The 26,652-nt window shown below is 74.5% G+C and carries 26 protein-coding genes and 1 pseudogene; 14 read left to right on the top strand and 13 right to left on the bottom strand.

Annotated features, from left to right (window positions below; genetic code table 11):
* Positions 1 to 47: 47 nt before the first annotated feature.
* Positions 48 to 1,850, bottom strand: coding sequence for a glycoside hydrolase family 15 protein (locus EAD96_RS12120; RefSeq protein ID WP_121684320.1), 1,803 nt, complete (start codon positions 1,848 to 1,850; stop codon positions 48 to 50).
* A gap of 111 nt (positions 1,851 to 1,961) precedes the next feature.
* On the opposite strand from EAD96_RS12120, the gene EAD96_RS12115 reads away from it, so the two are divergent.
* Positions 1,962 to 2,549 (top strand): general stress protein, encoded by a 588-nt coding sequence (locus tag EAD96_RS12115; protein WP_120573859.1) that lies wholly within the window; start codon positions 1,962 to 1,964, stop codon positions 2,547 to 2,549.
* A 53-nt stretch (positions 2,550 to 2,602) separates the two neighbouring features.
* Here EAD96_RS12115 and EAD96_RS12110 read toward each other — a convergent pair whose 3' ends face one another.
* Positions 2,603 to 3,187: a DUF1684 domain-containing protein gene (locus tag EAD96_RS12110; RefSeq protein WP_121684319.1), complete on the bottom strand. Its 585-nt coding sequence runs from the start codon at positions 3,185 to 3,187 to the stop codon at positions 2,603 to 2,605.
* A 113-nt stretch (positions 3,188 to 3,300) separates the two neighbouring features.
* Here EAD96_RS12110 and EAD96_RS12105 point away from each other — a divergent pair, with 113 nt between their 5' ends.
* Both EAD96_RS12105 and EAD96_RS12100 read left to right on the top strand, forming a co-directional pair.
* A complete protein-coding gene (locus tag EAD96_RS12105; RefSeq protein WP_121684318.1) occupies positions 3,301 to 3,783 on the top strand; it encodes a MarR family winged helix-turn-helix transcriptional regulator in 483 nt (160 codons plus the stop codon).
* A gap of 11 nt (positions 3,784 to 3,794) precedes the next feature.
* Positions 3,795 to 4,781, top strand: a complete 987-nt coding sequence (locus EAD96_RS12100; protein WP_120570622.1) for a pirin family protein — start codon at positions 3,795 to 3,797, stop codon at positions 4,779 to 4,781.
* Positions 4,782 to 4,825: 44 nt separating this feature from the next.
* Here EAD96_RS12100 and EAD96_RS31780 read toward each other — a convergent pair whose 3' ends face one another.
* Positions 4,826 to 4,951 carry a hypothetical protein gene (locus EAD96_RS31780; RefSeq protein WP_255498982.1) on the bottom strand — a complete coding sequence of 42 codons (126 nt, stop codon included), beginning with the start codon at positions 4,949 to 4,951 and terminating at the stop codon, positions 4,826 to 4,828.
* Between the two features lie 140 nt (positions 4,952 to 5,091).
* On the opposite strand from EAD96_RS31780, the gene EAD96_RS12095 reads away from it, so the two are divergent.
* Entirely contained in the window at positions 5,092 to 6,681 is a 1,590-nt protein-coding gene (locus EAD96_RS12095; RefSeq protein ID WP_121684317.1) for a phospholipase D-like domain-containing protein, read from the top strand.
* On the opposite strand, the gene EAD96_RS12090 is transcribed toward EAD96_RS12095, so the two are convergent.
* Complete coding sequence (locus EAD96_RS12090; protein ID WP_121684316.1) at positions 6,630 to 7,367, bottom strand: hypothetical protein; 738 nt, start codon at positions 7,365 to 7,367, stop codon at positions 6,630 to 6,632. The two genes, EAD96_RS12095 and EAD96_RS12090, sit on opposite strands and share 52 nt — an antisense overlap.
* 333 nt (positions 7,368 to 7,700) lie before the next feature.
* Here EAD96_RS12090 and EAD96_RS12085 point away from each other — a divergent pair, with 333 nt between their 5' ends.
* Together EAD96_RS12085 and hrpB are read left to right on the top strand one after the other, a co-directional pair.
* The gene (locus tag EAD96_RS12085) at positions 7,701 to 8,522 is read left to right on the top strand and encodes a SigB/SigF/SigG family RNA polymerase sigma factor (RefSeq protein WP_120570625.1); all 822 of its coding nucleotides are present in this window, start codon (positions 7,701 to 7,703) and stop codon (positions 8,520 to 8,522) included.
* Positions 8,523 to 8,656: 134 nt separating this feature from the next.
* Complete coding sequence (gene hrpB / locus EAD96_RS12080; RefSeq protein ID WP_121684315.1) at positions 8,657 to 11,266, top strand: ATP-dependent helicase HrpB; 2,610 nt, start codon at positions 8,657 to 8,659, stop codon at positions 11,264 to 11,266.
* A 3-nt stretch (positions 11,267 to 11,269) separates the two neighbouring features.
* Here hrpB and EAD96_RS12075 read toward each other — a convergent pair whose 3' ends face one another.
* The gene (locus EAD96_RS12075; protein WP_120570626.1) at positions 11,270 to 11,995 is read right to left on the bottom strand and encodes a PP2C family serine/threonine-protein phosphatase; all 726 of its coding nucleotides are present in this window, start codon (positions 11,993 to 11,995) and stop codon (positions 11,270 to 11,272) included.
* 213 nt (positions 11,996 to 12,208) lie between these two features.
* On the opposite strand from EAD96_RS12075, the gene EAD96_RS12070 reads away from it, so the two are divergent.
* Together EAD96_RS12070 and EAD96_RS12065 are read left to right on the top strand one after the other, a co-directional pair.
* Positions 12,209 to 14,815 (top strand): glycoside hydrolase family 9 protein, encoded by a 2,607-nt coding sequence (locus tag EAD96_RS12070; protein WP_121684314.1) that lies wholly within the window; start codon positions 12,209 to 12,211, stop codon positions 14,813 to 14,815.
* Positions 14,816 to 14,859: 44 nt separating this feature from the next.
* Positions 14,860 to 15,180, top strand: a complete 321-nt coding sequence (locus EAD96_RS12065; protein ID WP_120570628.1) for a multidrug efflux SMR transporter — start codon at positions 14,860 to 14,862, stop codon at positions 15,178 to 15,180.
* 12 nt (positions 15,181 to 15,192) lie between these two features.
* Here EAD96_RS12065 and EAD96_RS12060 read toward each other — a convergent pair whose 3' ends face one another.
* Entirely contained in the window at positions 15,193 to 15,723 is a 531-nt protein-coding gene (locus EAD96_RS12060) for a DinB family protein (RefSeq protein WP_121684313.1), read from the bottom strand.
* A gap of 489 nt (positions 15,724 to 16,212) precedes the next feature.
* On the opposite strand from EAD96_RS12060, the gene EAD96_RS12055 reads away from it, so the two are divergent.
* Both EAD96_RS12055 and EAD96_RS31890 read left to right on the top strand, forming a co-directional pair.
* Complete coding sequence (locus EAD96_RS12055) at positions 16,213 to 16,914, top strand: hypothetical protein (RefSeq protein WP_199733149.1); 702 nt, start codon at positions 16,213 to 16,215, stop codon at positions 16,912 to 16,914.
* A gap of 9 nt (positions 16,915 to 16,923) precedes the next feature.
* A pseudogene (locus EAD96_RS31890) lies at positions 16,924 to 17,057 on the top strand (MFS transporter); the annotation flags it as partial.
* 72 nt (positions 17,058 to 17,129) lie between these two features.
* Here EAD96_RS31890 and EAD96_RS12045 read toward each other — a convergent pair.
* Entirely contained in the window at positions 17,130 to 17,657 is a 528-nt protein-coding gene (locus tag EAD96_RS12045) for a GNAT family N-acetyltransferase (protein WP_233585669.1), read from the bottom strand.
* Positions 17,658 to 17,850: 193 nt separating this feature from the next.
* Between EAD96_RS12045 and EAD96_RS12040 the strand changes: the two genes are divergently transcribed.
* Both EAD96_RS12040 and EAD96_RS12035 read left to right on the top strand, forming a co-directional pair.
* Positions 17,851 to 19,113 carry an MFS transporter gene (locus EAD96_RS12040; RefSeq protein ID WP_121684312.1) on the top strand — a complete coding sequence of 421 codons (1,263 nt, stop codon included), beginning with the start codon at positions 17,851 to 17,853 and terminating at the stop codon, positions 19,111 to 19,113.
* 23 nt (positions 19,114 to 19,136) lie between these two features.
* Complete coding sequence (locus EAD96_RS12035) at positions 19,137 to 19,670, top strand: GNAT family N-acetyltransferase (RefSeq protein ID WP_121684311.1); 534 nt, start codon at positions 19,137 to 19,139, stop codon at positions 19,668 to 19,670.
* A 1-nt stretch (position 19,671) separates the two neighbouring features.
* On the opposite strand, the gene EAD96_RS12030 is transcribed toward EAD96_RS12035, so the two are convergent.
* The 5 genes from EAD96_RS12030 to EAD96_RS12010 are packed head-to-tail and all read right to left on the bottom strand — an operon-like array spanning position 19,672 to position 24,239.
* Positions 19,672 to 19,929: a UBP-type zinc finger domain-containing protein gene (locus EAD96_RS12030; RefSeq protein ID WP_120570632.1), complete on the bottom strand. Its 258-nt coding sequence runs from the start codon at positions 19,927 to 19,929 to the stop codon at positions 19,672 to 19,674.
* Positions 19,926 to 21,506 (bottom strand): Na+/H+ antiporter, encoded by a 1,581-nt coding sequence (locus EAD96_RS12025; protein ID WP_121684310.1) that lies wholly within the window; start codon positions 21,504 to 21,506, stop codon positions 19,926 to 19,928. Before EAD96_RS12025 ends, EAD96_RS12030 begins: the two co-directional genes overlap by 4 nt.
* A gap of 37 nt (positions 21,507 to 21,543) precedes the next feature.
* On the bottom strand, positions 21,544 to 22,518 hold the full coding sequence (locus EAD96_RS12020) for a TIGR03885 family FMN-dependent LLM class oxidoreductase (protein ID WP_255498981.1): 975 nt from the start codon (positions 22,516 to 22,518) through the stop codon (positions 21,544 to 21,546).
* Between the two features lie 32 nt (positions 22,519 to 22,550).
* The gene (locus EAD96_RS12015) at positions 22,551 to 23,963 is read right to left on the bottom strand and encodes an NADP-dependent succinic semialdehyde dehydrogenase (protein WP_121684309.1); all 1,413 of its coding nucleotides are present in this window, start codon (positions 23,961 to 23,963) and stop codon (positions 22,551 to 22,553) included.
* Positions 23,964 to 23,975: 12 nt separating this feature from the next.
* Positions 23,976 to 24,239 carry a DUF6343 family protein gene (locus EAD96_RS12010; protein WP_013285356.1) on the bottom strand — a complete coding sequence of 88 codons (264 nt, stop codon included), beginning with the start codon at positions 24,237 to 24,239 and terminating at the stop codon, positions 23,976 to 23,978.
* Positions 24,240 to 24,402: 163 nt separating this feature from the next.
* Between EAD96_RS12010 and EAD96_RS12005 the strand changes: the two genes are divergently transcribed.
* Positions 24,403 to 24,996: an antibiotic biosynthesis monooxygenase gene (locus EAD96_RS12005; RefSeq protein WP_121684308.1), complete on the top strand. Its 594-nt coding sequence runs from the start codon at positions 24,403 to 24,405 to the stop codon at positions 24,994 to 24,996.
* A 99-nt stretch (positions 24,997 to 25,095) separates the two neighbouring features.
* Positions 25,096 to 25,950: a GDSL-type esterase/lipase family protein gene (locus EAD96_RS12000; protein WP_121684307.1), complete on the top strand. Its 855-nt coding sequence runs from the start codon at positions 25,096 to 25,098 to the stop codon at positions 25,948 to 25,950.
* Here the strand turns inward: EAD96_RS12000 and EAD96_RS11995 are convergent.
* The coding region (locus EAD96_RS11995; RefSeq protein ID WP_233585667.1) for an EcsC family protein at positions 25,927 to 26,652 on the bottom strand (726 nt) is incomplete at its 5' end. The two genes, EAD96_RS12000 and EAD96_RS11995, sit on opposite strands and share 24 nt — an antisense overlap.

Here is a 26,652-nt window from a genome sequence, read left to right as displayed (position 1 = left end):
GATCATGAAGTTGGCGGCACTCAGGGAGATCGACTTCGCCGCCAACCTCATGATCGACGGGAAGAACTGGCGGTTGCGCGGGCGGCGGCGTCGGTAATGCGGCCGGCGGCGATGATCAGGCCGATGTGCGAGTACGCCTGCGGGAAGTTGCCCATCTGCTCGCCGTTGTCCGGGTCGATCTGCTCGGCGTACAGGCCGAGGTCGTTGGTGCGGGCGGCGAGGCGTTCGAACAGCCGCCGCGCCCGGTCCAGTTCGCCCGCCTCGGCGAGGCACGCGGCCAGCCAGAACGAGCAGATCACGAACCCGGCCGGGTCGCCGTCCCAGCGCCGCAGCAGCCCGTCGCGGGACAGCCGCCGTTCCAGCACGTCCATCGTGGCGCGCATCCGCGGGTCGCTCGCGGGCAGGAAGCCGACCAGCGGCATGACCAGCACCGAGGCGTCCAGGTCGTCCGAGCCGAACACCCCGGTGTACGCGCCGACCCGCTCGTTCCAGCCGCGGGTGAGCACCGCCGCCCGCACCTCGTCGCGCGCGGCGGCCCAGCGTGCCACGTCGGCGGGCTCGCCGATGCGGGAGCCGAACCGGACCGCCCGGTCCAGCGCGGTCCAGCACTCCACCTTCGACGACACGTAGTGCCGCTCCGGGCCGCGTCCCTCCCACATCCCCGCGTCGGGCCGGTGCCAGCCGCGCTCGGCCTGGTCGGCGAGCGTCCGCAGCAGGTCGCGGACCTCCGGCGACATGGGGTCGAGGTAGTACCGCATCAGCCAGGCGGCGTCGAGCACCTCACCCAGCACGTCGTTCTGCCGCTGCCGCCAGGCGTCGTTGCCGACGAGCACCGGCCGGCTGTGCTCGTACCCGGCCAGGTGGTCGAGGTCGTGCTCGGTCAGGTCCCGCTCCCCCTCGACGCCGTACATGATCGGCACCGGCTCGTCGCCGATCCGGCCCATCGCCCGGGCCACCCAGGTGAACTGCCGGTCCGCCTCGTCCGGGCAGGCCGCCCGCCACAGCGCCTGCAGGGTGAGGCTGAAGTCGCGCAGCCACACGTAGCGGTAGTCGTAGTTGCGGTCGCCCCCGAGCCGCTCCGGCACCGAGGTGGTGGCCGCCGCGACCACGGCGCCGCTGGGCGCGTACGTCATGCCCTGCACCGCGAGCGCGCTGCGCCGCACCTCGTCGCGGTACTCGCCCTGGTAGTCGTGCAGCGCCGACCAGGAGTGCCAGCCGGCGACCGTCTCGGCCACCACCTCGGCGGCGTCGGGCAGCGCCGGTTCGGCACCGGCGTACGTCGGGGCGTACCCGAGGGTGAAGCGGTGCCTGCTGCCGGCGCGGGCGGTGAACCGACCGGTGGCGGCGCCCCCGGCGATGGTCAGCGGGACGTCGGCGCGCAGCTCCAGCCGGCAGGCGCCGGCGGTGGCGGCCACCACCCCGTCGCGCTCGGTGAGGTAGGCGCCGACGCGGCCGTACTCGAATCGCGGCGCGTACTCGACGCGCATCGGCACCTCGCCGGTCAGCCCCTCGACCAGCCGGGCGAGCACCCGCGGCGAGCGCATCCCGATGTCGTGACCGCGCGCGCCGGGCTCCAGCGCCAGCGCGTCGGTGACGGCGACCGCGCCGGTCGCCGTGGTGAAGACGGTACGCAGCACCAGCGCGTCGTCCAGATAGGACCGGCTGCTGGTGGCCGCGCCCTCGGGGCGGATGGTCCAGTGCCCGGCGTCCTCGTCGAGCAGGCGCCCGAACACCGACGGCGCGTCGAACCGGGGCGGGCACCACCAGTTGACCGCGCCGTCCCGGTCGACCAGGGCCGCGCTGCGCCCGTCGGCGAGGAACCCGTGCTCGCTGATCCGTCGGGTCGGCACGACTGTGGCTACCCGGCCCGGGTGCCGCCATGCCTGGCCACATCGGTGCCGCCCGGCGCGTTACCGCTGTCCGGCGGCGGGAACGCGGCGAGTTGACGAAGGAGGATGCTCATGACCAGACCCTCGACTCCGACCGCGGCCTGGCAACCCGGAATGCCGGGCAGCGACAACCTCCCGTCCGGCCCGGGCGGTCGTCCGACCCCGCCGAGCGGGGACGGGCACGGTCCGCACGCCGGGGCGCCGACCGTCACGATCGGCTCGTACCCGGACTATCCGTCCGCCCAGCGTGTGGTGGACTATCTGGCCGACAACCGGTTCCCGGTGGAACGTACCTCGATCGTCGGTACGGACCTCACGCTCGTGGAGACCGTGATGGGACGGCTCACCACGGGCCGGGCGGCTCTGCTCGGGGCCGGCACCGGCGCCTGGTTCGGTTTGTTCATCGGGTTGCTGTTCGGCATCTTCACCGCCGGGAACTGGCTGGCGGTGATCCTGGTCGGGCTGGTGATCGGTGCGATCTGGGGTGCCGTGTTCGGCGCGGTCGCGCACGCCATGAGCGGCGGGCAGCGTGACTTCACGTCGGCCAGTTCGCTGCGGGCCGCCCAGTACGCGGTCACCGTGGACGCGGAGCTGGCCGGTCAGGCCCAGCAGATGCTCAGCCGGATGCACCTGACACCGACCGGCGCCACCGCCCGCTGACCGGCGGTACGTGACATCGAGGGAGGGCCCCGCCGGGGTCCTCCCTCGCCGCGTCAGTGGTACGCCCGCTCACCGGCCCGCAGCGGCACGTCCACCCGGTTCTCCGGCGGCGCCAGCGGGCAGGCCCACCTGTCGTCGTAGGCGCAGCTCGGGTTGTAGAGGTAGTTGGCGTCCAGCCGGACCCGGTCGCCGGGCAGCACGGTCAAGCCGCGGCCGAACGTGCCCTTGACCGTGTCGGTGAGGTACCGGCCCCCGCCGTACGAGCCGTCGCCGCAGGTGCCGTCGCGCAGCGGCAGGAACAGCCCGCCGCCGTACGCCTCGATCCACCAGAGCGTCAGCGGTCCCCACGGCGTCTCGGCGACCGCCACCCGCCGGTACGCGACCACCCCGTCCGGGCCGCCGGTGTCGATGCGCAGTTCCCCGGTTGCGGGGCGCAGCGGTGCCTCCACCACCGCGGACGGGTCGGGCGGGTACCAGCGCAGGCCGGTGAAGCCGGGCCGGTCGGCGGGCGGCACCGGGCTGCTCGGGTGGGTGCGGAACAGCTCGTCGCGCGCGGCCCGGAACCCGGCCAGGTCGAGGTCGGACAGGTAGAGCCGGGCCACCCGCTCCCGCCAGTCGAGCAGGTCGAGATCGTCCATCCCCCGACCCTAGCCGGGGCGTCTCTTCAGGTTTGAAAAAGGTCCACGGCGAAGCGTAAGCCCCAGCGTCGGGAGGACTTGTTTAAATTTTAAATAGTGCTACTCTCGGAGCCATGACGGAGAGCCTGGACGCGGAGCGGATGGCCTGCTGGCGCGCGTACATCGAGTCGAGCCAGCGGCTGTTCACCCGGCTCGAGGACGACCTGCGCGCCAACAGCGACCTGAGCTTCGCCGACTACCACGTGCTGGTGCTGCTCTCCGAGGCGCCCGGCCAGCGGCTACGCATGGGCGAGCTGGCCGACCGGCTGGTGTTCTCACCGAGCCGGCTGACCTACCAGGTCACCACCATGCAGAAGCGCGGCCTGGTGGCGAAGGAGGCGTGCCCGGCCGACCGGCGCGGCAGCGAGGCCGTGCTGACCGCGGCCGGCCTGCTGGCCCTGCGCGAGGCCGCGCCGCACCACCTGCGCTCCGTCCGCGCCCACCTGATCGACGACCTCGACGACGCCGAGGTCGCCTGCCTCACCCGGGTCTTCGAGCGGCTCGGCCGGCGCCTGCGCGCCGACCGCACCGCGTCGTCCACCCCGGCCGACAAGTAAGGAGTCCCGCGATGCCCGCGATCACCGTCGACGACGTCCTCGTCCTGCCCCGCCTGCCGAAGCTCGGTGAGGCGACCGAATACCGCGCGGTCCGCCGGGTCACCACCGCGCCCAGCGGGTACGAGGGCGAGGGCTTCCCGGTCCGCCGGGCCTTCGCCGGGGTGCCGATGACCGAGCTGGACCCGTTCATCCACCTCGACCAGATGGGCGAGGTCGACTACGCGCCGGGTGAGCCGAAGGGCACCTCCTGGCACCCGCACCGCGGCTTCGAGACGGTCACCTACATGATCGACGGGATCATGGACCACCAGGACTCGACCGGTGGCGGCGGCACCATCACCGACGGCGACACTCAATGGATGACGGCCGGCAGCGGCCTGTTGCACATCGAGGCGCCGCCGGAGCACCTGGTGATGAGCGGCGGGCTGTTCCACGGCCTCCAGCTCTGGGTCAACCTGCCCCGGGTGGCGAAGATGAGCGCGCCCCGCTACCAGGACATCCGCGGCCGGGAGTCGGCGCTGCTGACCACGCCCGACGGCGGCGGCCTGATCCGGGTCATCGCCGGGGAGGTCGCCGGGCACCGGGGCCCGGGTTCGACGCACACGCCGATCACCATCGCGCACGTCACGTTGCAGCCCGGCGCCGAGCTGAGCCTGCCGTGGCGGTCGGACTTCAACGCGCTGGTGTACGTGCTGGCCGGCCGCGGCACCGTCGGCACCGACCGGCGGCCGATCCACCTCGGCCAGCTCGCCGTGCACGGGCCCGGCGAGGCGCTGCGGATCACCGCCGACCGGACGCAGGACTCCAACGCACCGGCGCTGGAGCTCTACCTGATGGGCGGCCAGCCGATCCGCGAGCCGGTGGCGCACTACGGCCCGTTCGTGATGAACACCCGGGCCGAGCTGATCCAGGCGGTCGAGGACTTCCAGGCCGGCCGGCTCGGGGTGGTCCCGTCCGGGCGGGTGCCGCACAGCGACGGCCAGGGCGACCGGCCCTGACCTGCCACGGGCGCCCCGGTTCGCCGGGGCGCCCGGCCGCGGTCTCAGGAGACGGCGAAGATCCCGGCCACCCCGAGGATCACCATCAACAGGACCGCCACCAGCGCACCCCGCTCCCCCTCCACCGCCTGCTCGCGGTCGGTCACGGTGTTCGTCGTCTCGGCGGGCATGTCGGTGCCTCCTCGGTTTCGCGGTCCAGGGGTCCGGCGCACCCCTGACGCGCGCACCGACGCCGACCTGCTGCTCGACGTGCGGGGCCCTGCCGGGGGTCCTACCGTGTGAGGACGTCGTCGACCTCGGGGGGTGGAACGTGACTCTGCGGGACTGGTTCCTCACCGCACAGGAACGCGCCAACCCGGGCTCTGAATTACCCGTCTGGACCGATGGAAACCTCGCCGAGCCGCTGATTCACGGTGCCGCGTACTTCGACCGCCTGGTCAGCGAGGTGGAGTCGCTGTCGGCGGGCGACCACCTGTTCTTCACCGACTGGCGAGGCGACCCGGACGAGCGGATGCGCCCGGACGGCCCGACGGTGGCGCAGTTGTTCGCCCGGGCCGCCCAGCGCGGCGTGATCGTCAAGGGCCTGGTCTGGCGCTCCCACCTCGACACGCTCTCCTACAGCGAGGCGGAGAACCGCGACCTCAGCGAGGCGATCCGCGCGGCCGGCGGCGAGGTGCTGCTCGACCAGCGGGTCCGGCGCGGCGGCTCGCACCACCAGAAGCTCGTGGTGCTGCGCCGTCCCGGTGACCCGAGCCGGGACATCGCCTTCGCCGGCGGCATCGACCTGTGCCACAGCCGCCGCGACGACGCCGGCCACGCCGGCGACCCGCAGCCGGTGGGCATGTCCCCCCGGTACGGCCCCACACCGCCCTGGCACGACGTGCAGCTCGCGGTGCGCGGGCCGGTGGTCGGCGCGCTCGACACCACGTTCCGCGAGCGGTGGACCGACCCGATGCCGCTGGACTCGGAGAACCCGATGGCGTACCTGCGGGACCGGCTGCGCGGCTCCGACCTGCGCCCGGATCCGCTGCCCGATCAGCCCGCCGACCCGCCGCCGTGCGGGCCGCACCACGTGCAGGTGCTGCGCACCTACCCGGCGGTGCGGCCCCGCTACTCGTTCGCCCCGGACGGCGAGCGCACAGTGGCCCGCGGCTACACCAAGGCGGTACGCCGGGCCCGGCGGCTGATCTACCTGGAGGACCAGTACCTCTGGTCGACCGAGGTGGCGGAGCTGTTCGCGCAGGCGCTGCACGAGCACCCGGACCTGCACCTGGTGGCGGTCGTCCCCCGGCACCCGGACGTGGACGGCCGGCTCGCGCTGCCGCCGAACATGGTCGGCCGGGAGCAGGCGCTGTCACTGTGCCACCGGGCCGCGCCGGAGCGGGTGCACGTGTTCGACGTGGAGAACCACGACGGCACGCCGGTGTACGTGCACGCGAAGGTCTGCGTGGTGGACGACGTCTGGGCCAGCGTGGGCAGCGACAACTTCAACCGCCGGTCCTGGACGCACGACAGCGAGCTGTCCTGCGCGGTGCTCGACGACACCCGTGACGAGCGGGCGCCGGCCGATCCGGCCGGGCTGGGCGACGGCGCCCGCGTGTTCGCCCGCGACCTGCGGCTGCGGCTGTGGCGCGAGCACCTGGACCGCGATCCCGGCGGCGCGCAGGACGACGACCTGCTGGACCCGGCGGACGCGGTGGCGGCGATCACCGTGGCGGCCGACGAGCTGGACCGCTGGCACGCCGGGGGCCGGGCCGGTCCCCGTCCGCCGGGCCGGTTGCGGCCGCACCGCCCGGAGCGGTTGCCCTGGCGTACGCGGCTCTGGGCGCTGCCCGCGTACCGGCTGGTCTACGACCCGGACGGCAGGCCGCTGCGGGCCCGGCGCGCCGGCACCTGGTGAAGGTCGGCCGGCTCGTCCGGCACGTTCGGACGGGCCGGGTACGCGAACGACACGCGCGGTGAGTAGAAGCCCCAGCACACGTGCAGCGGGTTGGCCGGACGCAGCGCGTGGACCGGGTGCTCCGGGGCCGGGAACTCCACCGACTCGACCTCGAACGGTGACACCGGCTCGGCCACGTACGGGTAGTCGGTGACGATCAGTTCGCCGTCGTTGCGGGTGAGGTAGCGGTGGTGGCCCATGTGCGCCTCGGTGCCGGTGTGCCCGACCCGGGCGGTGACCCGGATCAGCAGCGTGCCGTCGGCGGCCCGGGTCTCGGCGGTGAGCTGATCGCCCCGCAGGTCGAGGCGGGTCTCTCCGGCGGCGGCCGGCGCGCCTCGCGCGGCGGCGTACCGCCGGACCCGCTCGCTGGAGGAGAGGTAGTGCGTCCACCAGCCGCCGGGTGTCTCGCCGTCGGGCGGGTCCATGTCCGCCAGTGAGACACCCAGGTAGGTGAGCGAGTACGCCCCGAAGCCGGAGGTCTGCGTCTCGTCGTCGACCACGTACTGGTTGACGAACACCTGCCGCTGCGGGTGCGGGCGCAGACCCGCGGGCAGCAGCGTGTCGACCGCGCGGGGATCCGCCGGGAGCCAGCTGAACAGCAGCGTCCGGGCGTTGATGACGAGTTGCGGCGCGGCGGGATCGAGCACGGTGCCTCCGTTGACGTGTCGCTACGGACGGTACGGGCGGTCCCGTCGGCGGGACAACGACAGAAAGGCGACACTTCGGCCGCCTGTCGGGTTCCACGTTGACCGGTCGGGGTACGTCCGGGGCCGACCGGTCGCCGACGCCCGCCACCCCACCGAGCGCGATATCGACCGGCTCACACCTTTCGTGGCCGCTTACACCTTAAGTACATCGTACTTTCGGCTAGATTTCCGCAGCACGATCGGGCTATGGTGGCTTCCGAACGTACGACCGAAACCTAAACCTAAGCGTCACGTCTTTTTTCTTCCGTGGACGAGGTGCAGGGAGGACCACCCATGACCGCTCCCACGACCAGCGCCCCGGCGACCACGCCGGCCGCCTCCGCGAAGCTCGACCCCCGCTCGCTCACCGACAGCGCCGCCGACCTGCTCGCCGCGATGGCCGCGCTGCCCGCGGACCACCCGTCGCGGCCCGCGCTGCGCGACCGTGCCATCGAGGCGTGGCTGCCGCTGGCGAACCACCTGGCCCACCGCTACAGCGGCCGGGGCGAGCCCAACGACGACCTGGCGCAGACCGCCGCGATCGGCCTGATCAAGGCGATCGACAAGTTCGACCCGTCGCGCGGCGTCGACTTCGCCGGCTACGCCATCCCCACCATCATCGGCGAGCTGAAGCGCCACTTCCGCGACCGCACCTGGGACATCCGGGTGCCCCGCCGGCTCCAGGAGCTGCGCCTGGCGATCTCCGACGCCAACAGCACGCTGCTCCAGACGCTCGGCCGCTCGCCGACTGTCGCCGACATCGCCGCCCACCTCAAGCTCACCGAGGAAGAGGTGCTGGAGGGTCTGGAGGGCGCCCGCGCGTACAACGCGGTGTCGCTGTCCACCCCGACCGGCGACGGCGAGCGGGCCACCGAGCTGGGCGACCTGCTCGGCGGCGAGGACGGCGAGTTCGAGCTGGCCGAGATGCGGGTCGCCCTCGGCCCGGCGCTCGCCACGCTCGACCAGCGCGAGCAGAAGATCCTCACGCTGCGCTTCTACGGCAACCTGACCCAGTCGCAGATCGCCGAGCAGATCGGCGTCTCGCAGATGCACGTGTCCCGGCTGCTGGCCCGGGCCCTGACCAAGCTGCGCGGTCAGCTCGACGGAACGTACTAGCAAGGGGGGCGGCGGCCGGGTCGGCGGACCCGGCGCGGCGGCCCACCCGGCCCGGTCGGCGGTGCGCCGGCCGGGCCGTTCCGCGTTCCGGGGGCGACGCGGCCCGTCCGGCGGCGCGGTGCGAGAGTGGGTCGGTGCTCGCCGACATCCCGCTCGACCTGCCGGTCCGCCCGGTCCTGCCGGCGCTCGTCGACGCGCTGCGCGAGCGCGGCGCCGCCGTCCTGGTGGCACCGCCGGGCACCGGCAAGACCACCACCGCGCCGCTCGCGGTCGCCGACGCGGTCACCGGCCGCGTGGTGATCGCTCAGCCCCGGCGGATGGCCGCCCGCGCCGCCGCGCACCGGATGGCCGCCCTGCTCGGCGAGCGGGTCGGGGGCCGGATCGGGTACACGGTGCGCGGCGAGCGCCGGGCCGGGCCGCGTACCCGGGTCGAGGTGGTCACCACCGGCCTGCTGGTCCGCCGCCTGCACCACGACCCGGAACTGCCCGGCGTGGACGCGGTACTGCTCGACGAGTGCCACGAACGGCACCTCGACGCCGACCTGGCGCTGGCGTTCAGCGTCGAGGCCCGTGCGACGCTGCGCCCCGACCTGTGGTTGCTGGCGATGTCGGCCACCCCGCAGACCGACCGGTTCGCGGCGCTGCTCGGCTCCGGCGACCCCGCCCCCGTGGTACGCGCCGAGGCCGCGCTGCACCCGGTCGAGCGGGTGTGGGCACCGCCGCCGCGCCCGGTGACCCCGGCCGGCGCCGGCCGGGTCGACCCGGCGCTGCTCGCCCACGTGGCCGCCACCGTGCGCCGGGCGCTGCGCGAACGCGACGGCGACGTGCTGGTCTTCCTGCCCGGCGCGGGTGAGATCGCCGCCGTGGCCGGTCGGCTGGGCGGCCTGCGCGAGGTCGCGGTGCTGCCGTTGCACGGACGGCTGCCCGGCCCGGCCCAGGACGCGGCGCTCACCCCGGCCGCCGGGCGGCGCGTGGTGCTGGCGACGGCGGTGGCCGAGAGCAGCCTGACCGTGCCCGGCGTCCGGGTCGTGGTGGACGCCGGACTGAGCCGGGTGCCGCGCACCGACCTGGCCCGAGGGCTGGGCGCGCTGGTGACGGTGCCGGTGTCCCGGGCCGGGGCCACCCAGCGCGCCGGCCGGGCCGGACGGGAGGCGCCGGGTGCCGTCTACCGCTGCTGGTCGGAGGCGACGCACGAGCGACTCGCCCCGCAGCCCGAACCGGAGATCGCCACCGCCGACCTGACCGGGTTCGCGCTGGAGCTGGCCGCCTGGGGCACACCGGACGGCACCGGGCTGGCGCTGCCGGACCCGCCGCCGCCGGCCGCGCTGACGGTGGCGCGGGAGACGCTGACCACGCTCGGCGCGGTGGACCACGACGGCCGGATCACCGCGCGGGGGCGGGCGGTAGCGGCGGCGGGCACACATCCCCGGCTGGCGCGGGCGCTGCTGGACGGCGCGCCCCGGGTCGGCGCCGAACGGGCCGCCCAAGTGGTGGCGATCCTCGGCGAGGACACGCTGGGCGGCACGGGGGACGACCTGCCCGCCCGCTGGCGGCGGCTGCGGGACGGCACCGACCCGGCCGCCACCGCCCGGTGGCGCACCGAGGTACGCCGCCTGCGCGCCGCCCTGCCCGCCGACGGCGCGGACGAGCGCCCCGGCTCACCCGCAGGCCCGGCGGACCGGCGACAGACCGGCGCGCCCGCCGGGCGGACGGCGCAACGGCGCGACGCCGGGCGGCCGGCGGGAGACGAGCGGGAGCGCCTGCCCGACGATCTGGCCGCGGGGCTGCTCGCCGGGCTGGCGTACCCGGAACGGCTGGCCCGGGCGCGGCGGCCGGGCGGGTCCGCGTACCTGATGGCCGGCGGGACCGCCGCGGAGCTGGCCCCCGGGTCGGGGCTGGCCGGAGCGGCGTGGCTGGCCGTCGCGGTGGCCGACCGCTCCCCCGGCGCGCCGGCCGCCCGGGTGCGGCTGGCCGCGCCGATCGACGAGGCGACCGCCCGGGAGGCCGGGGCGGCGCTGCTGCGCGCCGGACGGGAGGTGGCCTGGTCCGGCGGGGACGTGGTGGCGCGCGAGGTGGTCCGGCTCGGCGCGGTCGAGTTGGTCGACCGGCCGCTCACCGCGCCGGAACCGGAGCTGGTCGCGGCGGCGCTGCTGGACGGGCTGCGGCAGGAAGGCCCGGGGCTGCTGCGCTGGACGCCGGAGGCGACCGGGCTGCGCCGCCGGCTGGCCTTCTGCCGCCAGGCGCTCGGTGACGACTGGCCGGACGTCTCCGACGCGGCGCTGCTGGATGGCGCACCCGTCTGGCTCGGCCCGGAGCTGGCCCGCGCCCGGCGCCGGGCCGACCTCGGCTGGGTGGACGTGACGGCGGCGTTGCGGCGGCTGCTGGACTGGCGGCAGGCGGCGCGGCTGGACGAGCTGGCCCCGGAGCGGCTCGACGTGCCCAGCGGCTCGCGGATCCGGGTCGACTACGCCGACCCGGCCGCCCCGGTGCTGGCCGTCAAGCTCCAGGAGACGTTCGGCTGGCGGGACGTGCCGCGCATCGCCGACGGGCGGGTGCCGGTGCTGCTGCACCTGCTCTCCCCCGCCGGGCGGCCGGTGGCGGTCACCGCCGACCTGGCGTCGTTCTGGCGCAGCGGATACCCGCAGGTGCGGGCGGAGCTGCGCGGGCGCTACCCGCGCCATCCCTGGCCGGAGGACCCGACCACCGCCGAGCCGACCCGCCGGGCGAGCCCACGACGTCGGTGAGGGCTACTCCTCGACGACGTCGGCGATCACGACGGTGATGTTGTCCGGGCCGCCGGCCCGCAGCGCCAGGTCGATCAGCCGGGCCGCGCAGGCGTCGCGTCCCGGCTGCTCGCTGAGCACCTCGGTGAGCGTGTCCGCGCGGACCACGTTGGAGAGGCCATCGCTGCACAGCAGCCAGCGGTCACCGGCCCGGGGCACCATCGTGGCGTACGACGGGGAGACCTCGTCGCCCTGCAACGCCTGGGTCACCACCGCTCGGCGTGGGTGGCTGCTGGCCTGCTCGGCGGTGATGACGCCCTGGTCGACGAGCATCTGCACGAACGTGTCGTCGCGGGTGACCTGCTTGAGCACGCCCTCGCGGTAGAGGTAGGCCCGGGAGTCGCCGACGTGCGCCAGCGCGAGGCAGCTGCCGGTACGGGCGAACAGCAGCGCGGTGAGCGTGGTACCCATGCCCTGGCGTTCCGGGTCCTCCTCGACGGCCTGGCGGATCCGCGCGGTGGCCAGCTCGATCCCGCCCTGGAGCGCGGCGACGAGCGCGTCCTCCGGCGTCTCCACGTCCAGCGGGGCGACCGCGTCGATGGCGATGCGGCTGGCCAGGTCGCCGGCCGCCATGCCGCCCATGCCGTCGGCGACCGCGACCAGCCAGGCGCCCGCGTGCTGAGCGTCCTGGTTACCGCTGCGGATCAGCCCACGGTCGCTCGCTCCGACGGAACGAAGCTTCAGGGTCATGGGTCGCAGCCTGCCAGGTCGAGGGCTCGGATGTCTCTAGGAGATCACTGACATCGTACGTGGCGCGCCGAATCGAACCGCGCGCGGGCGCGCGGCGCTCATCGGGCCGGATCGATTGACAGCGGCGGAACGCGATGGAAACATCGGGCTGATATTGGGAGCGCTCCCAGCTCCCGGTCTCCCCCACCACCCCCGAGCACGGAAGGAACCTCCGTGACCCGATCCCGTCGTCGGCTCGCCGCACTCGCGGCCACCACGCTGGCGCTCACCGGCCTCACCGCCGGCCCGGCGAGCGCCGAGGTGCCGCCGGACGCCCCCGAACAACTCCGCAACGGCGACTTCAGCGCCGGTGTCTCACCCTGGTTCTCGTACGGCACCGGCGACCTCGCGGTCGTCGACGGCCGGCTCTGCACCTCCGTCGCGGCGGGCACCGCCAACCCGTGGGACGCCGGCATCGGCCAGGACGCGGTGCCGCTGACCCAGGGCGCCGAGTACGAGTTGTCCTTCGACGTCTCCGCGACCCCCGGCGCGGCCGTCAAGGCGGTGCTCCAGCTCGGCAGCGCCCCCTACACCACGTACGCCAGCGTCGACGCCACAGCCACCGGCACCGCCCAGCGCGTCACCACCACGTTCACCTCCCCGGCGGACAACCCCACCGCCCAGCTGATCTTCCAGGTCGGCGGCAGCGCCCAGGCGCAGACGTTCTGCCTGGACAACGTGTCGCTGCGCGGCGGGGAGCCGGCGCCGCCGTACGAGCCGGACACCGGTCCCCGGGTCCGGGTCAACCAGGTCGGCTACCTGCCCGGCGGGCCGAAGCACGCGACTGTGGTCACCGAGGCCACCGACGCGCTGCCGTGGCAGCTCAAGTCGGGGGCCGGCGCGGTGGTCGCCAGCGGGCAGACCACGCCGCGCGGCACCGACGCCGCCTCGGCGCAGAACGTGCAGACCGTCGACTTCTCCGCCTACCGCAAGCCGGGCACCGGCTACACGCTGACCGTGGACGGCGAGACCAGCCACCCGTTCGACATCTCCGGCTCGCTCTACGACCGGCTGCGCGCCGACTCGCTGCAGTTCTTCTACGCCCAGCGCAGCGGCATCGAGATCGACGGCGACCTGATCGGCGAGGAGTACACCCGCCCGGCCGGCCACCTGGGTGTCGAGCCCAACCAGGGCGACACCGACGTGCCGTGCCAGGCCGGCGTCTGCGACTACTCGCTGGACGTGCGCGGCGGCTGGTACGACGCCGGTGACCACGGCAAGTACGTCGTCAACGGCGGCATCGCCACCTACCAGCTGCTGAGCACCTTCGAGCGGACCAAGACCGCCGAGACCGCCGACGGCGGCGCCGCCGTGGGCGACTCCACGCTGCGGCTGCCCGAGCGCGGCAACGACGTGCCGGACGTGCTCGACGAGGCCCGCTGGGAGCTGGAGTTCCTGCTGCGCATGCAGGTGCCGGCGGGCAAGCCGCTGGCCGGAATGGTCCACCACAAGATCCACGACCGGAACTGGACCGGCCTGCCCCTCTCACCCCAGGACGACCCGCAGCCGCGCGAGCTGCACGCGCCGTCCACCGCCGCCACGCTGAACCTGGCCGCCGTCGCGGCGCAGTGCCAGCGGCTGTACGCCCCGTACGACGCCGCGTTCGCCGCGCGCTGCGGCACCGCCGCGAAGACCGCGTACGCGGCGGCCAAGGCGAACCCGGCGATCTACGCCCCGGCCAGCGACAGCACCGGCGGCGGCGCGTACGACGACACCAACGTCAGCGACGAGTTCTACTGGGCCGCCGCCGAGCTGTGGCTGACCACCGGCGACAAGGCGTACCTGGCCGACGTCACCGGTTCGCCGCTGCACACCGCCGACGTGTTCGCCCCGAGCGGCGCGTTCGGCTGGCAGAGCGTCGCCGCGCTGGGCCGCCTGGACCTGGCCACCGTGCCGAACACGCTGCCGGCCGCGGAGAAGACCCGCATCCGCGAGTCCATCACCGCCGCCGCCGACAGCTACCTGGCCACGATCGCCGGCCAGGCGTACGGGCTGCCGTTCCCGGGCAGCGCCGACGCGTACGTCTGGGGCAGCAACAGCAACCTGGTGAACAACGCGATCGTGCTGGCCACCGCGTTCGATCTGAGCCGGGACGCGAAGTACCGGGACGGCGCGGTGCAGGCCGCCGACTACCTGTTCGGCCGCAACGCGCTGAACATGTCGTACGTGACCGGGTGGGGCGAGCAGCACGCCCGCAACCAGCACAGCCGGATCTTCGGCCACCAGCTGAACCCGGACCTGCCGCGCCCGCCGGCCGGCTCGCTCGCCGGTGGTCCGAACGCCGCGCTCCAGGACCCGTTCGCGGCGAACCTGCTCGCCGGGTGCGCGCCGATGTTCTGCTACGTCGACGACATCAACTCGTACGCGACGAACGAGGTGGCGATCAACTGGAACTCGGCGCTGGCGTGGCTCGCGTCGTTCCTGGCCGACCAGGGTGACGCCGGCGCGGTGCCGGCGCCGTCCTGCGCGGTCACCTACACCACGCACGGGAGCTGGCCGTCCGGCTTCACCACCCAGGTGACGGTGCGCAACACCGGCACGACGGCGGTGAACGGCTGGAACCTGCGGTGGGCCTTCCTCGGCGACCAGAAGGTGAGCCAGGCCTGGTCGGCGCAGCTCGGCCAGAGCGGAGCCACTGTCACCGCGAAGAACCTGTCGTGGAACGCGAAGCTGGCGCCCGGCGCCAGCACCACGTTCGGCTTCAACGGCACCGCGTCCCGTTTCCCGAACCCGGATCCGGGGCTGGTCACCCTGAACGGAAAGGCCTGCACGGTTTCCTGACCGAGCTGACCGGGCGCCATCGCAGGACCGGGTACGGTCCTGCGATGGCGTACCTGTTCCTGCTCGGCGCGATCACCGCCGAGGTGATCGGCACCAGTCTGCTCAAGGCCACCGACGGCTTCACCCGGCTCTGGCCGACGCTCGGCCTCGCCGTGGCGTACCTGTCCGCGTTCGGGCTGCTCTCGCTGGCCGTGAAGGACATCCCGGTCGGCGTCGCTTACGCGGTCTGGTCCGGCCTCGGCACCGCCGCCATCATGGCGATCGGCGCGGCGTTCCTGGGCGAGCCGCTGAGCGTGACGAAGGTGGTCGGGGCGGGACTGGTCATCGCCGGGGTGGTGGTGCTCAACCTCGGCGGCGCGCACTGAGCGCGCCCCCGCTCAGACCGGCCGCCCCGCCGCCCGCAGCAACCGGAGCTGCCCGATCTCGGCCACGTTCTTCATCAGCTCGGCGTTCACCCACGCGGCCAGGTCCGCGACGGTGAGCCCGGCGTCGGCGGGCCAGGGGTACGCGGCCGGCCGGTCCAGGTCGGCCGCGGTCAGCCCGTCCAGCGCGTCGGTCCACCCCGTCCGCAGCTCCCGCAGCCAGACGACCGTGTCGTCGCCCGGCCCGGGCCACCGGATGTCGTCGCGTTCCCGCGCCGGCCGCCGCCGCACGTGGTCGGCGGCGACCGACCACCACCAGCCGATGTGCCAGGTCAGCCACGCGATCGTGGGCACCGGCACCGGATCCGGCTCGGTGTCGGCCCAGTCGGGCCGCCACCCGCCGTCCGGGCCGGGACGCATGGTCCAGCAGAGTCCGCCCGGCTCCCAGAGGTAGTCCGCCGGCTCCAGCCGGTCGAGGTGGTACTCGGCGAGCGCCCAGGTCAGGTCGAACTGCCGGCGCAGCAGGGTGTTCACGGGGGCGGACACCGCGCGATCGTGGCACGGCCCACGCCCGCGGTCGACCGGTTAACGCGCCGCCCGGGCTCGGCGTGTCGCCCCGGAAGAGAAGAGTTGCCCCGCCGGCGTTATGCCTCTCAGTCATAAATATGACCGAGAGGCATAAGGCTTGAAAGCTCATCCTTCCGGCGCGGGAGCCGCCGCCGAGCTCGACGCGGCCCGCCCCCGCCGAGCGCCTGGGGGCCGCGTCACCGTTCCGCCGAGAATCCGGTGGACTCGCACAGGCAGGTGCGCGACCGTGAGCCGCGTGGGCGGCGACGCGGAACGTCGGGTGTGGGCGGCAATGCCAGCCGGTAGCCGCGAGGCGCTCGCCGCGCTCCCAGCGACGGACCTGCGAACACTGCTTCTCGGCGTCGCCCGGGACCGCGCCGGGGCCGTCCGCCCGGCGCAGGTGCTGCGGCGTTGGAATGAGGACCGGTTCGTCCGGCCGTCCGCTGCCGACCCCGTGCGCTGTCCCGGGTGGAGGGGCGGATCTGGTCGTTGTTACCGCCGGACGTGGCAGGGGTGGAGTTGTCGCCGGTGGCGCCACTCGGCACCTGCGCCGCCGTCGCACCGATCAGCCAGCACCGGATCGTCTCCACGATGCGCGGCACGGAGGTGGTCAGCGACCCGACGAACGCCTTGGCGGTGGAGGCAGCGGCGCGCCGCAGCCAGGCCGACGAGGTGCACCTGGCCGCGATGCACCGGGTGCTGCGGGCACAGGACTTCGGTCCTGACGCGTCCACCCACTTCCGGCTCTGCGCGCTGCTCTCCACCACACGGGACACCGGTTCGGGGCGCACCGAGGCCCGGCTGCTTCTGCGGCATCTCACCTTCTGGCGCACCGTGCTGGCCGAGCTGGCCCCGGCGGCCGCACCGCGATTGCACGTCACGGCTCTGGACCCGATCGTCGGTGAACGGCTCCACGACACCGTCCGGCCCGCGTTCGGCGACAGCCTTGTTCCCCTGCACGACGAGCCGGAGCGAAAACGCGGTCGCGGCTACTACCGGGGCGCCGCGCTGCGCGTCTCGCTGCACGACGACAAGTGGGATGTCGGTGACGGCGGCTTCACCGACTGGACCGCCCGACTGCTCGGCGACGCCAAGGAGCGCTGCCTGATCTCCTGCCTGGCGACCGAACGCCTCGCGGACTTGACACCTTGGTCCGACGGAGGCCGCTGAACGGCGCTGATGGGACGCATCTCGCCGCTCCCGCCGCCCGGGCCTCTGCGACGTGCGCGTACGCAACCCTCGCCAACACGGTCGGCACGGGGCTGTGGCTGACCGGCGGTGCGCTCTACCTGAACCGGAATGTGGGACTGGCTCCTACGCGACGGACGGGTTGCCGATCAACCCGAACGTGGCACGGCCGCGACGCCCGGTCGACGGGCCCACCGCTAGTCGGGTAGGCGCGCGGGAACAGAGCGGCGCATCGCGATCCGCTCGGCCGGGTCGAGGCCCAGCGCCGCCTCCGCGGCCAGCAACTCGATCAGGCCCGCCGTCAACTCCGTCCCGCTCAGCTCGCGGAAACCGCACCGCACGTAGTAGGGCCCGTTCCACGGCACCGAGCGGAACGTGGTCAGCGTCAGCGCCGGCAACCCCTGCGACGACGCCCACTCCGCCACCCGGTCGAGCAGACGCCGCCCGATGCCACGCCGGGCGTACGCCGGGTCGACGCTGAGCTGCTGCACGTGCGCCGCGCCGTCGACCAGATCGGCCAGTACGAACGCGATCGGCCGGTCGGCCGGGTCGGTCGCCACCCACAGCCGTCCGGCGCGCTGCCCGGCGGCCAGCGCCTCCACCGGCAGCGGTGGCATGTCGGCCACCAGGGTCATGCCGATCTCCCGGAACGGGGCGCCGGAGGCCACCTCGATCCGCTGCACCTCGGTCAGTTCCCCGGCCCGGGCGATCCTGCTGCGCTCCACGGCGCCGACCCTGGCAGAGCGGGGACCGGCGGGCGAGCGGATTTCCCGAACCGCGCTCCGGGTGGCTCGGCGGTGACCAGCGGCGACGACGCCCCGGCGGGCTCGCGGTGTGACAGGCGTCGCCCCGAGCGGGGCTCCGGGCCCGCCGGAACAGTCCTAGCGTCGACCGCATGGCCCTCGCCGGACCCCGCTGATGGGACGCGTCTCGCCGCTCCCGCCGCCCGGGCCGCTGCGCACGCTCGCGTACGCCACGCTGGCCAACACCGTCGGCGCGGGGCTGTGGCTGGCGGGCGGGGCGCTCTATCTGACCCGGGACGTGGGACTCTCCGCCACCTCGGTGGGTGCCGGGCTGACAGTCGCCGGGCTGGTCGGGCTGAGCGCGAGCGTGCCGCTGGGCGGGCTGGCCGACAGGTGGGATCCGCGTACGCTCCGGGCCGTCCTCCAGGTGGGCCAGGCGGTCGTCGCGCTGGCGTACCTGATGGTCGGCTCGTTCCCGGCGTTCCTGGCGGTGGCGGTGCCGGAGGCGCTGCTCGCGGCCGGCAACCTGGCGGTCCGGGCGGCGCTCGTCGCCGCGGTGGGCGGCCCGGACGGCCGGGTGCACGCCTTCGCCACGCTGCGCGCGGTGGCGAACCTGGGCATCACCGTCGGTACCGCGCTGGCCGGGATCGCGCTCGCCGTGGACACGCACCGGGCGTACCAGGTGCTCGTGGTGGGCAACGCGGCCACCTACCTGCTCTCGGCGGCGCTGCTGCTGCGCCTGCCGCCGCAACCGGCCGCCGCCGGCGCGCGACGCACGCCGGGCACGCGGCGCGGCGGAGGACGAAGGCGCGGCGGCCCGCTGCGGGACGGACGGTTCCTCGCGGTCAGCGGCGCGTCGGCGGTGCTGAGCACGCACGTGACGGTGCTCGTGCTCGTCGTGCCGCTGTGGACGGTGGACCGGGCCGGCGCGCCACCGCCTGTGGTGTCGGCGGTGCTGCTCGCCAACACGGTCCTCACCGTGCTGCTCGCGGTGCGGCTGAGCCGGGGCGCGGAGCGTGCCGCGCCGGCCGCCCGGAAGCTGCGCCGGGCCGGGCTGGTGCTCGCGGCGGCGACACCGCTGTACGCCGTGACCGGCGTCCTGCCGGTGCTCCCGGCGGTCGTCCTGCTGCTCGTCGCGACCGCGGTGTGGACGGTGGGCGACCTGTGGCACGGCGCGGCCGGCGCCGGCCTCGCCTACGACCTGGCCCCGCCGGATGCGATCGGCGCCTACCAGGGCGCGGACGGCCTGGCCGCCGGGCTGGCCCAGGCGCTCGGCCGGGGCCTGCTCACGCTGCTGGTGCTCGGCGGCGGTCCGGTCGGCTGGCTGGTGCTCGGCGGGATCTTCGCCGCCGCCGGGCTGGCCGCCCCGGCGCTGGCCCGCCGGGCGATCGCGGACCGGCCGGTGCCGGAGGCACGACCCGCCGGGGTGCCCGGCTGAGCCCGGTGTAGCAGCATGGCGGGATGACCGACCAGCAGAGCATCACCATCCGCCCGGGTGGACCCGGCGACGCCCCCACGCTGCTGCGGCTGCTCGACAGCGCCACCGCCTGGCTGGCCGAACGCGGGCGCACCGAGCAGTGGGGCACCGAGCCGGCGTCGATCGACCCGCGCCGCATCGCCCAGGCCGACGCGTGGGCGGCCGGGGACGGGCTGCACCTCGCCGAGATCGACGCGACTGTGGTGGGCGCGCTGGTGGTGGGCGTGGCGACCGAGTACGTGCCGCCGGCCACCGAACCGGAGCTGTACGTGAACCTGCTGGTCACCGACCGGGCGTACGCCGGACGCGGGGTCGGGACGCGGCTGCTGGCGTACGCGGCGGAGCTGGCCCGCGAGCGCGGCGTCGGCCTGCTGCGGGTGGACTGCTTCCGCAGCCCGGACCGGGCGCTCGTGCGGTTCTACGAGAGCTGCGGTTTCACCGCCACCGAGCCGTTCACGGTGGAGCGGCCGGGCCGTCCGACGTGGACCGGGCAGGTGCTGGAGCGCCGGATCGGCTGAGTCAGCCGATCTCCTCGTCCACGAAGCACCAGCGCCACGACTCCCCCGGCTGGATCGACCGCATCACCGGGTGCCCCGCGGACTCGAAGTGCTTCGTGGCGTGCTGGTACGGCGAGGAGTCGCAGCAGCCCACGTGCCCGCAGGTCAGGCAGGCGCGCAGGTGCACCCAGTCCGGGTTGCCGATGGCCACGCAGTCGGGGCACTCGGTCGTGGTGTCCGGTTCGGCCGTGCCCGCCTCGGCCAGGTGCTGGCAACTCATTCGACGGCCTCCTGTCGCAGCATGGACTCCTCCAGATCCAGATCACGATAGGCGCGGGTGAGCGCCTCCTCCGGGATCTGCCCGGAGTCGCGGGCGGCCCGGAACACCTCACGCTCCGCGTCGATCATCTCCTGCCGCAGGCGCGCGTACGCCTGGGAGGGGGTTTCCCGTTCGGTGCCGCCGAGCCGTTCCCAGGCCAGGTTGGCCCGGGAGGTGGTCAACCCGCGCAGGCGTTCCACCACCGCCTCCGGCGCACCGGCGGCCAGCTCGTCGAGCCGTTCCCGGGCCGCCCGGCTGGCCCGCTGCTGCACCCCGGCGGCGGACAGCGCGTCCTGCACCGGGTCGTCCGGGGGCAGCCGCAGCCGCCGGGCCAGCCAGGGCAGCGTGGCGCCCTGCCCGACCAGCGTCGCGACGATCACCGCGAAGGCCAGCCAGATGAGCAGCCCGCGCGGATACGGCGTGTCGCCGGCGAGGGTGAGCGGCAGGCCCAGCGCGGCGGCCAGCGTCACCACGCCACGCATGCCGGCCCAGCCGATGACGACGGGGAACTGCACCGGCGGCGCCGGGTCGCGCTGCCGGACCCGGGGCACGAGCCGGGCCACGTAGGTGGCCGGGAACACCCAGACGAACCGGGCCAGGAAGACGGCGGCCAGCACCGCCGCGGTGATCGCCACCAGCGAGCCGAACGGCTCGTCGAGGTCGCGTACCACCTCCGGCAGTTGCAGGCCGACCAGCAGGAACACCAGTCCTTCGAGGAGGAACCGGATCAGCCGCCAGAACGCGGTCACCTGGAGCCGGGAGGCGGCCGACAGCAGCGTGGGCAGCTTGTGCCCGATACCGAGGCCGGTCACCACCACGGCGACCACGCCGGAGGCGTGGATCTCCTCGGCGGCGAAGACCACGGCGAACGGCACGATCAGCGACAGCGCGTTGTCCAGCACCGGGTCGGTGATGCGCTTGTGCAGGTAGCCGAAGACCACCACGCCCAGCAGGCCGACCAGGATGCCGCCCCCGGCCGCGACGACCACCTCCCGGGCCACCTCGCCGACGCCGACGCCGCCGGTGGTGGCGGTCGCGGCGACGATCGCCACCCGCAGCAGCACCAGCGCGGTGGCGTCGTTGACCAGGCTCTCGCCCTCCAGGATGGTGACGACCCGCCGGGGCAGGCCGACCCGCCGGGCCACCGCGGTGGCGGCGACCGCGTCCGGCGGCGCCACCACCGCGCCGAGTGCCAGGCAGATCGCGTACGGCAGCTCGGGCAGGAACCAGTGCACGACGGTGCCCACCACGAACGCGGTGAAGATGACCAGCCCGACGGCGAGCAGCAGGATCGGCCGCAGGTTGAGCCGGAACGCCGGCACCGACGTCTCCAGCGCCGCCACGTAGAGCAGCGGCGGCAGGATGCCCACCAGCACCAGGTCCGGGTCCAGCCGCACGTGCGGGAAGAACGGCAGGAAGGACAGGGCGAGGCCGAGCACCACCAGCAGGATCGGCGCCAGCAGGCCGAGCCGGCGGGCCAGTGCCGCACCGAAGGTCGCGATGGCCAGGAAGACCACGACCTCGAACAGAGCATCCACGAACGACGAGCCTAGGCGCCGAGGGGCCGATGTGTGATCAGGCGGCGGAGCGCAGCTTCGGCAGCACCTCGGCGCCGAACGTGTCGATGAACGCGCGCTGCTCCTGCCCGACGTGGTGCAGCGCGATCTGGTCGAAGCCCAGCGCCACGTACTCCTCCAGCCAGCCGATGTGCCGGCCCAGGTCGGCGGAGACGTTCACGGTCTCGGCGACCTTGGACATCGGCACGTCGGCGCTCGCCACGTCGAAGTGCTCGGGGGTCTCCAGGTCCCAGCAGACCGGCGGCGCGAACACGTTGCTGCGCCACTGCTCGTACGCGATCGCCTCGGCCTGCTCCTGCTCGGGCGCCCAGCTCACGTGCACCTGGAGGTGCAGCGGGCCGCGTCCGCCCGCGTCCCGGTAGGCGTCGATCATCCGCCGCAGGTGCTCGACCGGCGCGTTGACGGTGATCAGCCCGTCCGCCCACTCGGCGCACCAGCGGGCGGTGGCGACGCTGACGGCGGCGCCGACGAGCGCGGGCGGCTCCTCCGGCCGGGTCCACAGCTTCGCCCGGTCCACGGTGACCAGGCCGTCGTGGCTGACCTCCTCGCCGGCCAGCAGTGCCCGGATCACGTCGACGCACTCGCGCAGCCGGGCGCTGCGGATGTCCTTGCGGGGCCAGACCTCGCCGGTGATGTGCTCGTTCGCGGCCTCGCCGGTGCCCAGCGCGGCCCAGAACCGGCCCGGGTACATGGCGCCGAGCGTGCCGATGGCCTGCGCGATGATCGCCGGGTGGTAGCGCTGGCCGGGCGCGTTCACCACGCCGAAGGACAGGTTGGTGGCCTGGAGCGCGGCGCCGAGCCAGGACCAGGCGAACCCGGACTGGCCCTGCCGCTCGCTCCACGGCGAGAAGTGGTCGGAGCACATGGCCGCGTCGAATCCGGCGCGTTCGGCGTGGATCACCGCCTCCAGCAGCCGGGCCGGGTGGATCTGCTCGTGGGATGCGTGGAAGCCGAACGCCGTCATGGTCGCCACTCCTACCCGTGACGGCGTCCGGCCAATCGCGTCTACTCGGAGTGCGCGCCGGCGCCCGCGCCCGCCTCGCCCTCGCCGATCCACACGGTCTTGGTGTTGCAGAACTCGCGCATGCCGGCGGCGGACAGCTCGCGGCCGTACCCGGAGTTCTTCACGCCGCCGAACGGCAGCTCCGGGTAGGACGTGGTCATGCCGTTGATGAACACGTTGCCGGCGTCCAGGTCGACGGCGAAGCGCTCCTGCTCGGCCGGGTCGTTGGTCCAGGCGTTGGAGCCGAGGCCGAAGCTGGTGCCGTTCGCGACCTCGATCGCCTCGTCGTACGAGCCGACCCGGTAGAGCCCGGCCACCGGCCCGAACACCTCCTCGCTCCACATCCGCATCTCCGGGCGCAGGTCGGTGACCACGGTCGGCGGGTAGTACCAGCCGTCCCCGGACGGCTTCTCGCCGCCGCAGAGCACCGTCGCGCCCTGGTCCACCGCGTCGGTGACCTGGGCGTGCACCTCGTCGCGGCCGCGTTCGCTGGCCAGCGGGCCGACGTCGGTGCCGTCGTCCATCGGGTCGCCGACGCGCAGCGCCGCCATCCGGGCGGCGAACTTCTCGGCGAACGCGTCGAACACGTCGGTGTGCACGATGAACCGCTTCGCGGCGATGCAGGACTGCCCGTTGTTCTGGCAGCGGGCGGTGGTGGCGACCTCGGCGGCGGTGTCCAGGTCGGCCGAGGGCATCACCACGAACGGGTCGCTGCCGCCCAGCTCCAGCACCGTCTTCTTGATCTCCCGGCCGGCGATCTGGGCGATGGACCGGCCGGCCGGCTCGCTGCCGGTGAGCGTGGCGGCGCGGACGCGGGGGTCGCTGAGGATCCGGTCGACCGCGTCGGAGCCGACCAGCAGCGTGGCGAACGCGCCCTCGGGGAAGCCGGCCCGGCGGAACAGGTCCTCCAGGTAGAGCGCGGTCTGCGGCACGTTCGAGGCGTGCTTGAGCAGGCCGGTGTTGCCGGCCATCAGAGCCGGGGCGGCGAAGCGCATCACCTGCCACAGCGGGAAGTTCCACGGCATCACCGCCAGCACCGGGCCGATCGGCTGGTAGCGGACGTACGCCCGCTTCGCCTTGACCGCGGCGGCGTCGGCGGGCTCGTCGGCGAGCATCCGCGGCGCGTTGCCCGCGTAGAAGCGGCAGGCGGTGGCGCACTTGGTGACCTCCGCCTTCGCGGCGGCGTACGTCTTGCCCATCTCGGTGGTCATCAGCCGCGCCGTCTCGTCGCGCTCGGCGTCGAGCAGGTCGGCGGCGGCGGTGAGCCACCGGGCCCGCTGCGCGATGGTGGTGTCACGCAACTGCCGGAACGCGAGGTCGGCCCGCTCGATCGCGGCGTCGATCTGCTCGTCCGACATCGCCTCGTACGTCTTGAGCACCTGTCCGGTGGCGGGATTGGTGGTGGCGATGGGCATCTCGTACTCCTGTCACTCGAACAGCGAGTGCCGCACGCCCGGTTCCTCCCGGCGGCGCGCGGCGCGGCGGCGCTGGATCACGACCAGGTCGACCACCGCCACCACGGCGAGCAGCGCGCAGACGACACCCAGCCAGGCGATGTCCGCGGCGAATGCGAGCACCGCGAAGACGGTCATCACGACCAGACCGAACGTGGCGAGTGCGAGCCGCAGGTTCAGGGCGCTGTTGGCGTGGCCGACCGTGCCACGGGCGCGACGGGGCTGTGATCGGGTCATTCCTGGGGCCTACCCCGGCACGGGCGGGGATAACCGGCCGGCGCGGGAACGCCGGTGATCCGCGACACCCGGCGGGCAGGCGCCGGATGCGTCCGGCGGGCGGGTGCGTTACATCGGTGCGCCGGCCCCGGCGGAGATCCCGCGGGACGGTGGAGAGGATGGCATGACCACGACGCAGGCCGTACCCGTGACCGTCGCCGTGTCCCGGCGCGCCGACCCGGCGCGTACCGACGAGGTGGTGGCGTGGATGCGGGCCGGGACGGCGCTCGCGGAGAGCTTCCCGGGCTTCCTCGGCGCCGGTTTCGTCCGCAGCGCCCCCGGCTCGGGCGAGTGGCACGTGATGTACCGCTTCGCCGACGCGGACACGTTGCGCGGCTGGGAGGACTCGCCGCAGCGGCGCTGGTGGCTCAGCTCGGCGCAGGGCATCGTCGAGCACACCCGGGTGGAGCGGCGCACCGGCATCGAGGGCTGGTTCGACCCGCCGGTGGACCACGTGGTCGAGACGTTCGGCGAGCCGGAACCGGCCGCGCCGCCGCGCTGGAAGCAGGCGGTCACGATCTGGCTGGCGTTCTTCCCGCTCAGCCTGGCCGCCACGCTGCTGACCACCCGGTTCCTCTCCGGCGTGCCGCTGGCCGGCCGGACGCTGCTGATGACGCTCGTGCTCACCCCGCTGATGACCTACCTGGTGCTGCCCCGGATCACCCGGGCGCTGCACCGGTGGCTGCACGGCCGGCCTGCGCCGACACCACAGATGTGAACGACGGTGGTCGATGCCCGATAGCCGACAGAACCGCCGCCGGAACTCCGCCGGGGCATAGGGTCGACGCGCCCGTTGCCGCCGCCGGACGGGGGACCGATGAGACGCTGGACCGCCGCGCTGGCCTGCCTGGCGGCGCTCGTCGCGCTCGCCTGTGACGGCTCCGGCGAGGCGTCGCCCCGGCCGTCCGGCACGCCCCGCCCCGGCGAGCCGCGGGTGCTGGTCGCGCTCGGCGACTCGGTCAGCACCGGCTACGGCTCCTGCCTGGTGCTGGTGAGCTGCGAACGCAACTCCTGGTCGACCGGGGACGGCCTGCGGGTGGAGAGCCTCTACCGGCGGCTGCGCGCGGACGTGCCGGGGCTGCGGGCGTACAACCGGGCGGTGCCCGGGGCCCGCGCGTCCGCGCTGACCGGCCAGGCCCGTTCGGCGGTACGCGACAAGGCCGACCTGGTCACCGTGCTGATCGGGGCGAACGACGCCTGCCGGGGTGACGTCGACGACATGACGCCGGTGGAGACCTTCCGCGACCAGGTCGACGCGGCGCTGGGCGTGCTGCGCGAGGGCCGGCCGAAGGCCCGGGTGCTGGTGGCCGGCATCCCGGACCTTCACCGGCTCTGGCAGATCGGGCACACCGAGCCCCGCGCCGTGCGGGCCTGGTCGCGGGGCGTCTGCCCGGCACTGCTGGCCGACGCCACGTCGACCGCGCCCGCCGCGGTGGCCCGCCGGGCCCGCGTCAGGGACCGGATCGAGGCGTACGACGGGCAACTGCGCGCCGCCTGCCGGGCGTACGGGTCACGCTGCCGCTGGGACGGCGGCGCGGTGCACCGCCACCGCTTCACGCTGGACCAGGTCAACGCGCTCGACTGGTTCCACCCGAACGCGGCCGGGCAGGGCCGGCTGGCCGAGGTGGCCTGGAACGCCTCCGGCTGGTCAGGGCTGACGCGGGCCGGGTAGCTGCCGGGGACCGGCGGCGCGGTAGAGGGCGCGCGTGCGGTCGGCCAGTTCCTTGGTGGCCGACGAGTTGGCCCAGGTGCCGAGCACGATCGCGGCGCCCGGCACGACCTTGGCGAACATCCGCTTGGCGGCGCGCACCCCGGCCATCCGGGCCAGCCGGACCCCGAGCTGGAGCATCACCCGGCCCAGCGCCCGGTCACCGGCGGAGCCGAACAACGCGCCGGCCCGCTCCCGGCCGGCCGCCACCCCGAGCGCCAGGCGTGCGGTCTGGGCGGCCTTGTGCACCCGCTGGAGCACCAGCAGGTCGGTCGCCCGGTCGGGGTGCGTCGGGTCGGCGCCGTAGGCGGCGGCGACGTGCAGCACCAGCCGGGCCTGGGTCCAGGCCAGAACACCCACGTCGATCACCGCGCCGGGCAGCCCGGCCGCGCCGGACACCGCGCCGGAGAGCCGGGCGTGGTTGACGAACTTGCGAACCGCCTGGTCGGCCAGCTGTTCCGGCGGCGCGTCCGGCCGTAGCGCCCGCTCCCGGGCGGCCCACTGCGCGGCCTCCGGGCCGAGCCGGCGTACCGCCTCCAGGGCGAGGTGCTCCGGCGCGTACTGCGGGTCGTCCCGCATCCGGTCCCACAGCTTCGCCGGTGGCGCCTCGGGCGCCTCCACCGGCGGGACGGGGGTGGTGGGGACGGCGTTGGGCTCCCCGTCGAC

The organism is Micromonospora sp. BL1, from assembly GCF_003667485.1.
In the GTDB taxonomy this organism is placed as follows: domain Bacteria; phylum Actinomycetota; class Actinomycetes; order Mycobacteriales; family Micromonosporaceae; genus Micromonospora; species Micromonospora tulbaghiae.
This window is presented reverse-complemented; position numbering and strand designations above follow the sequence as displayed.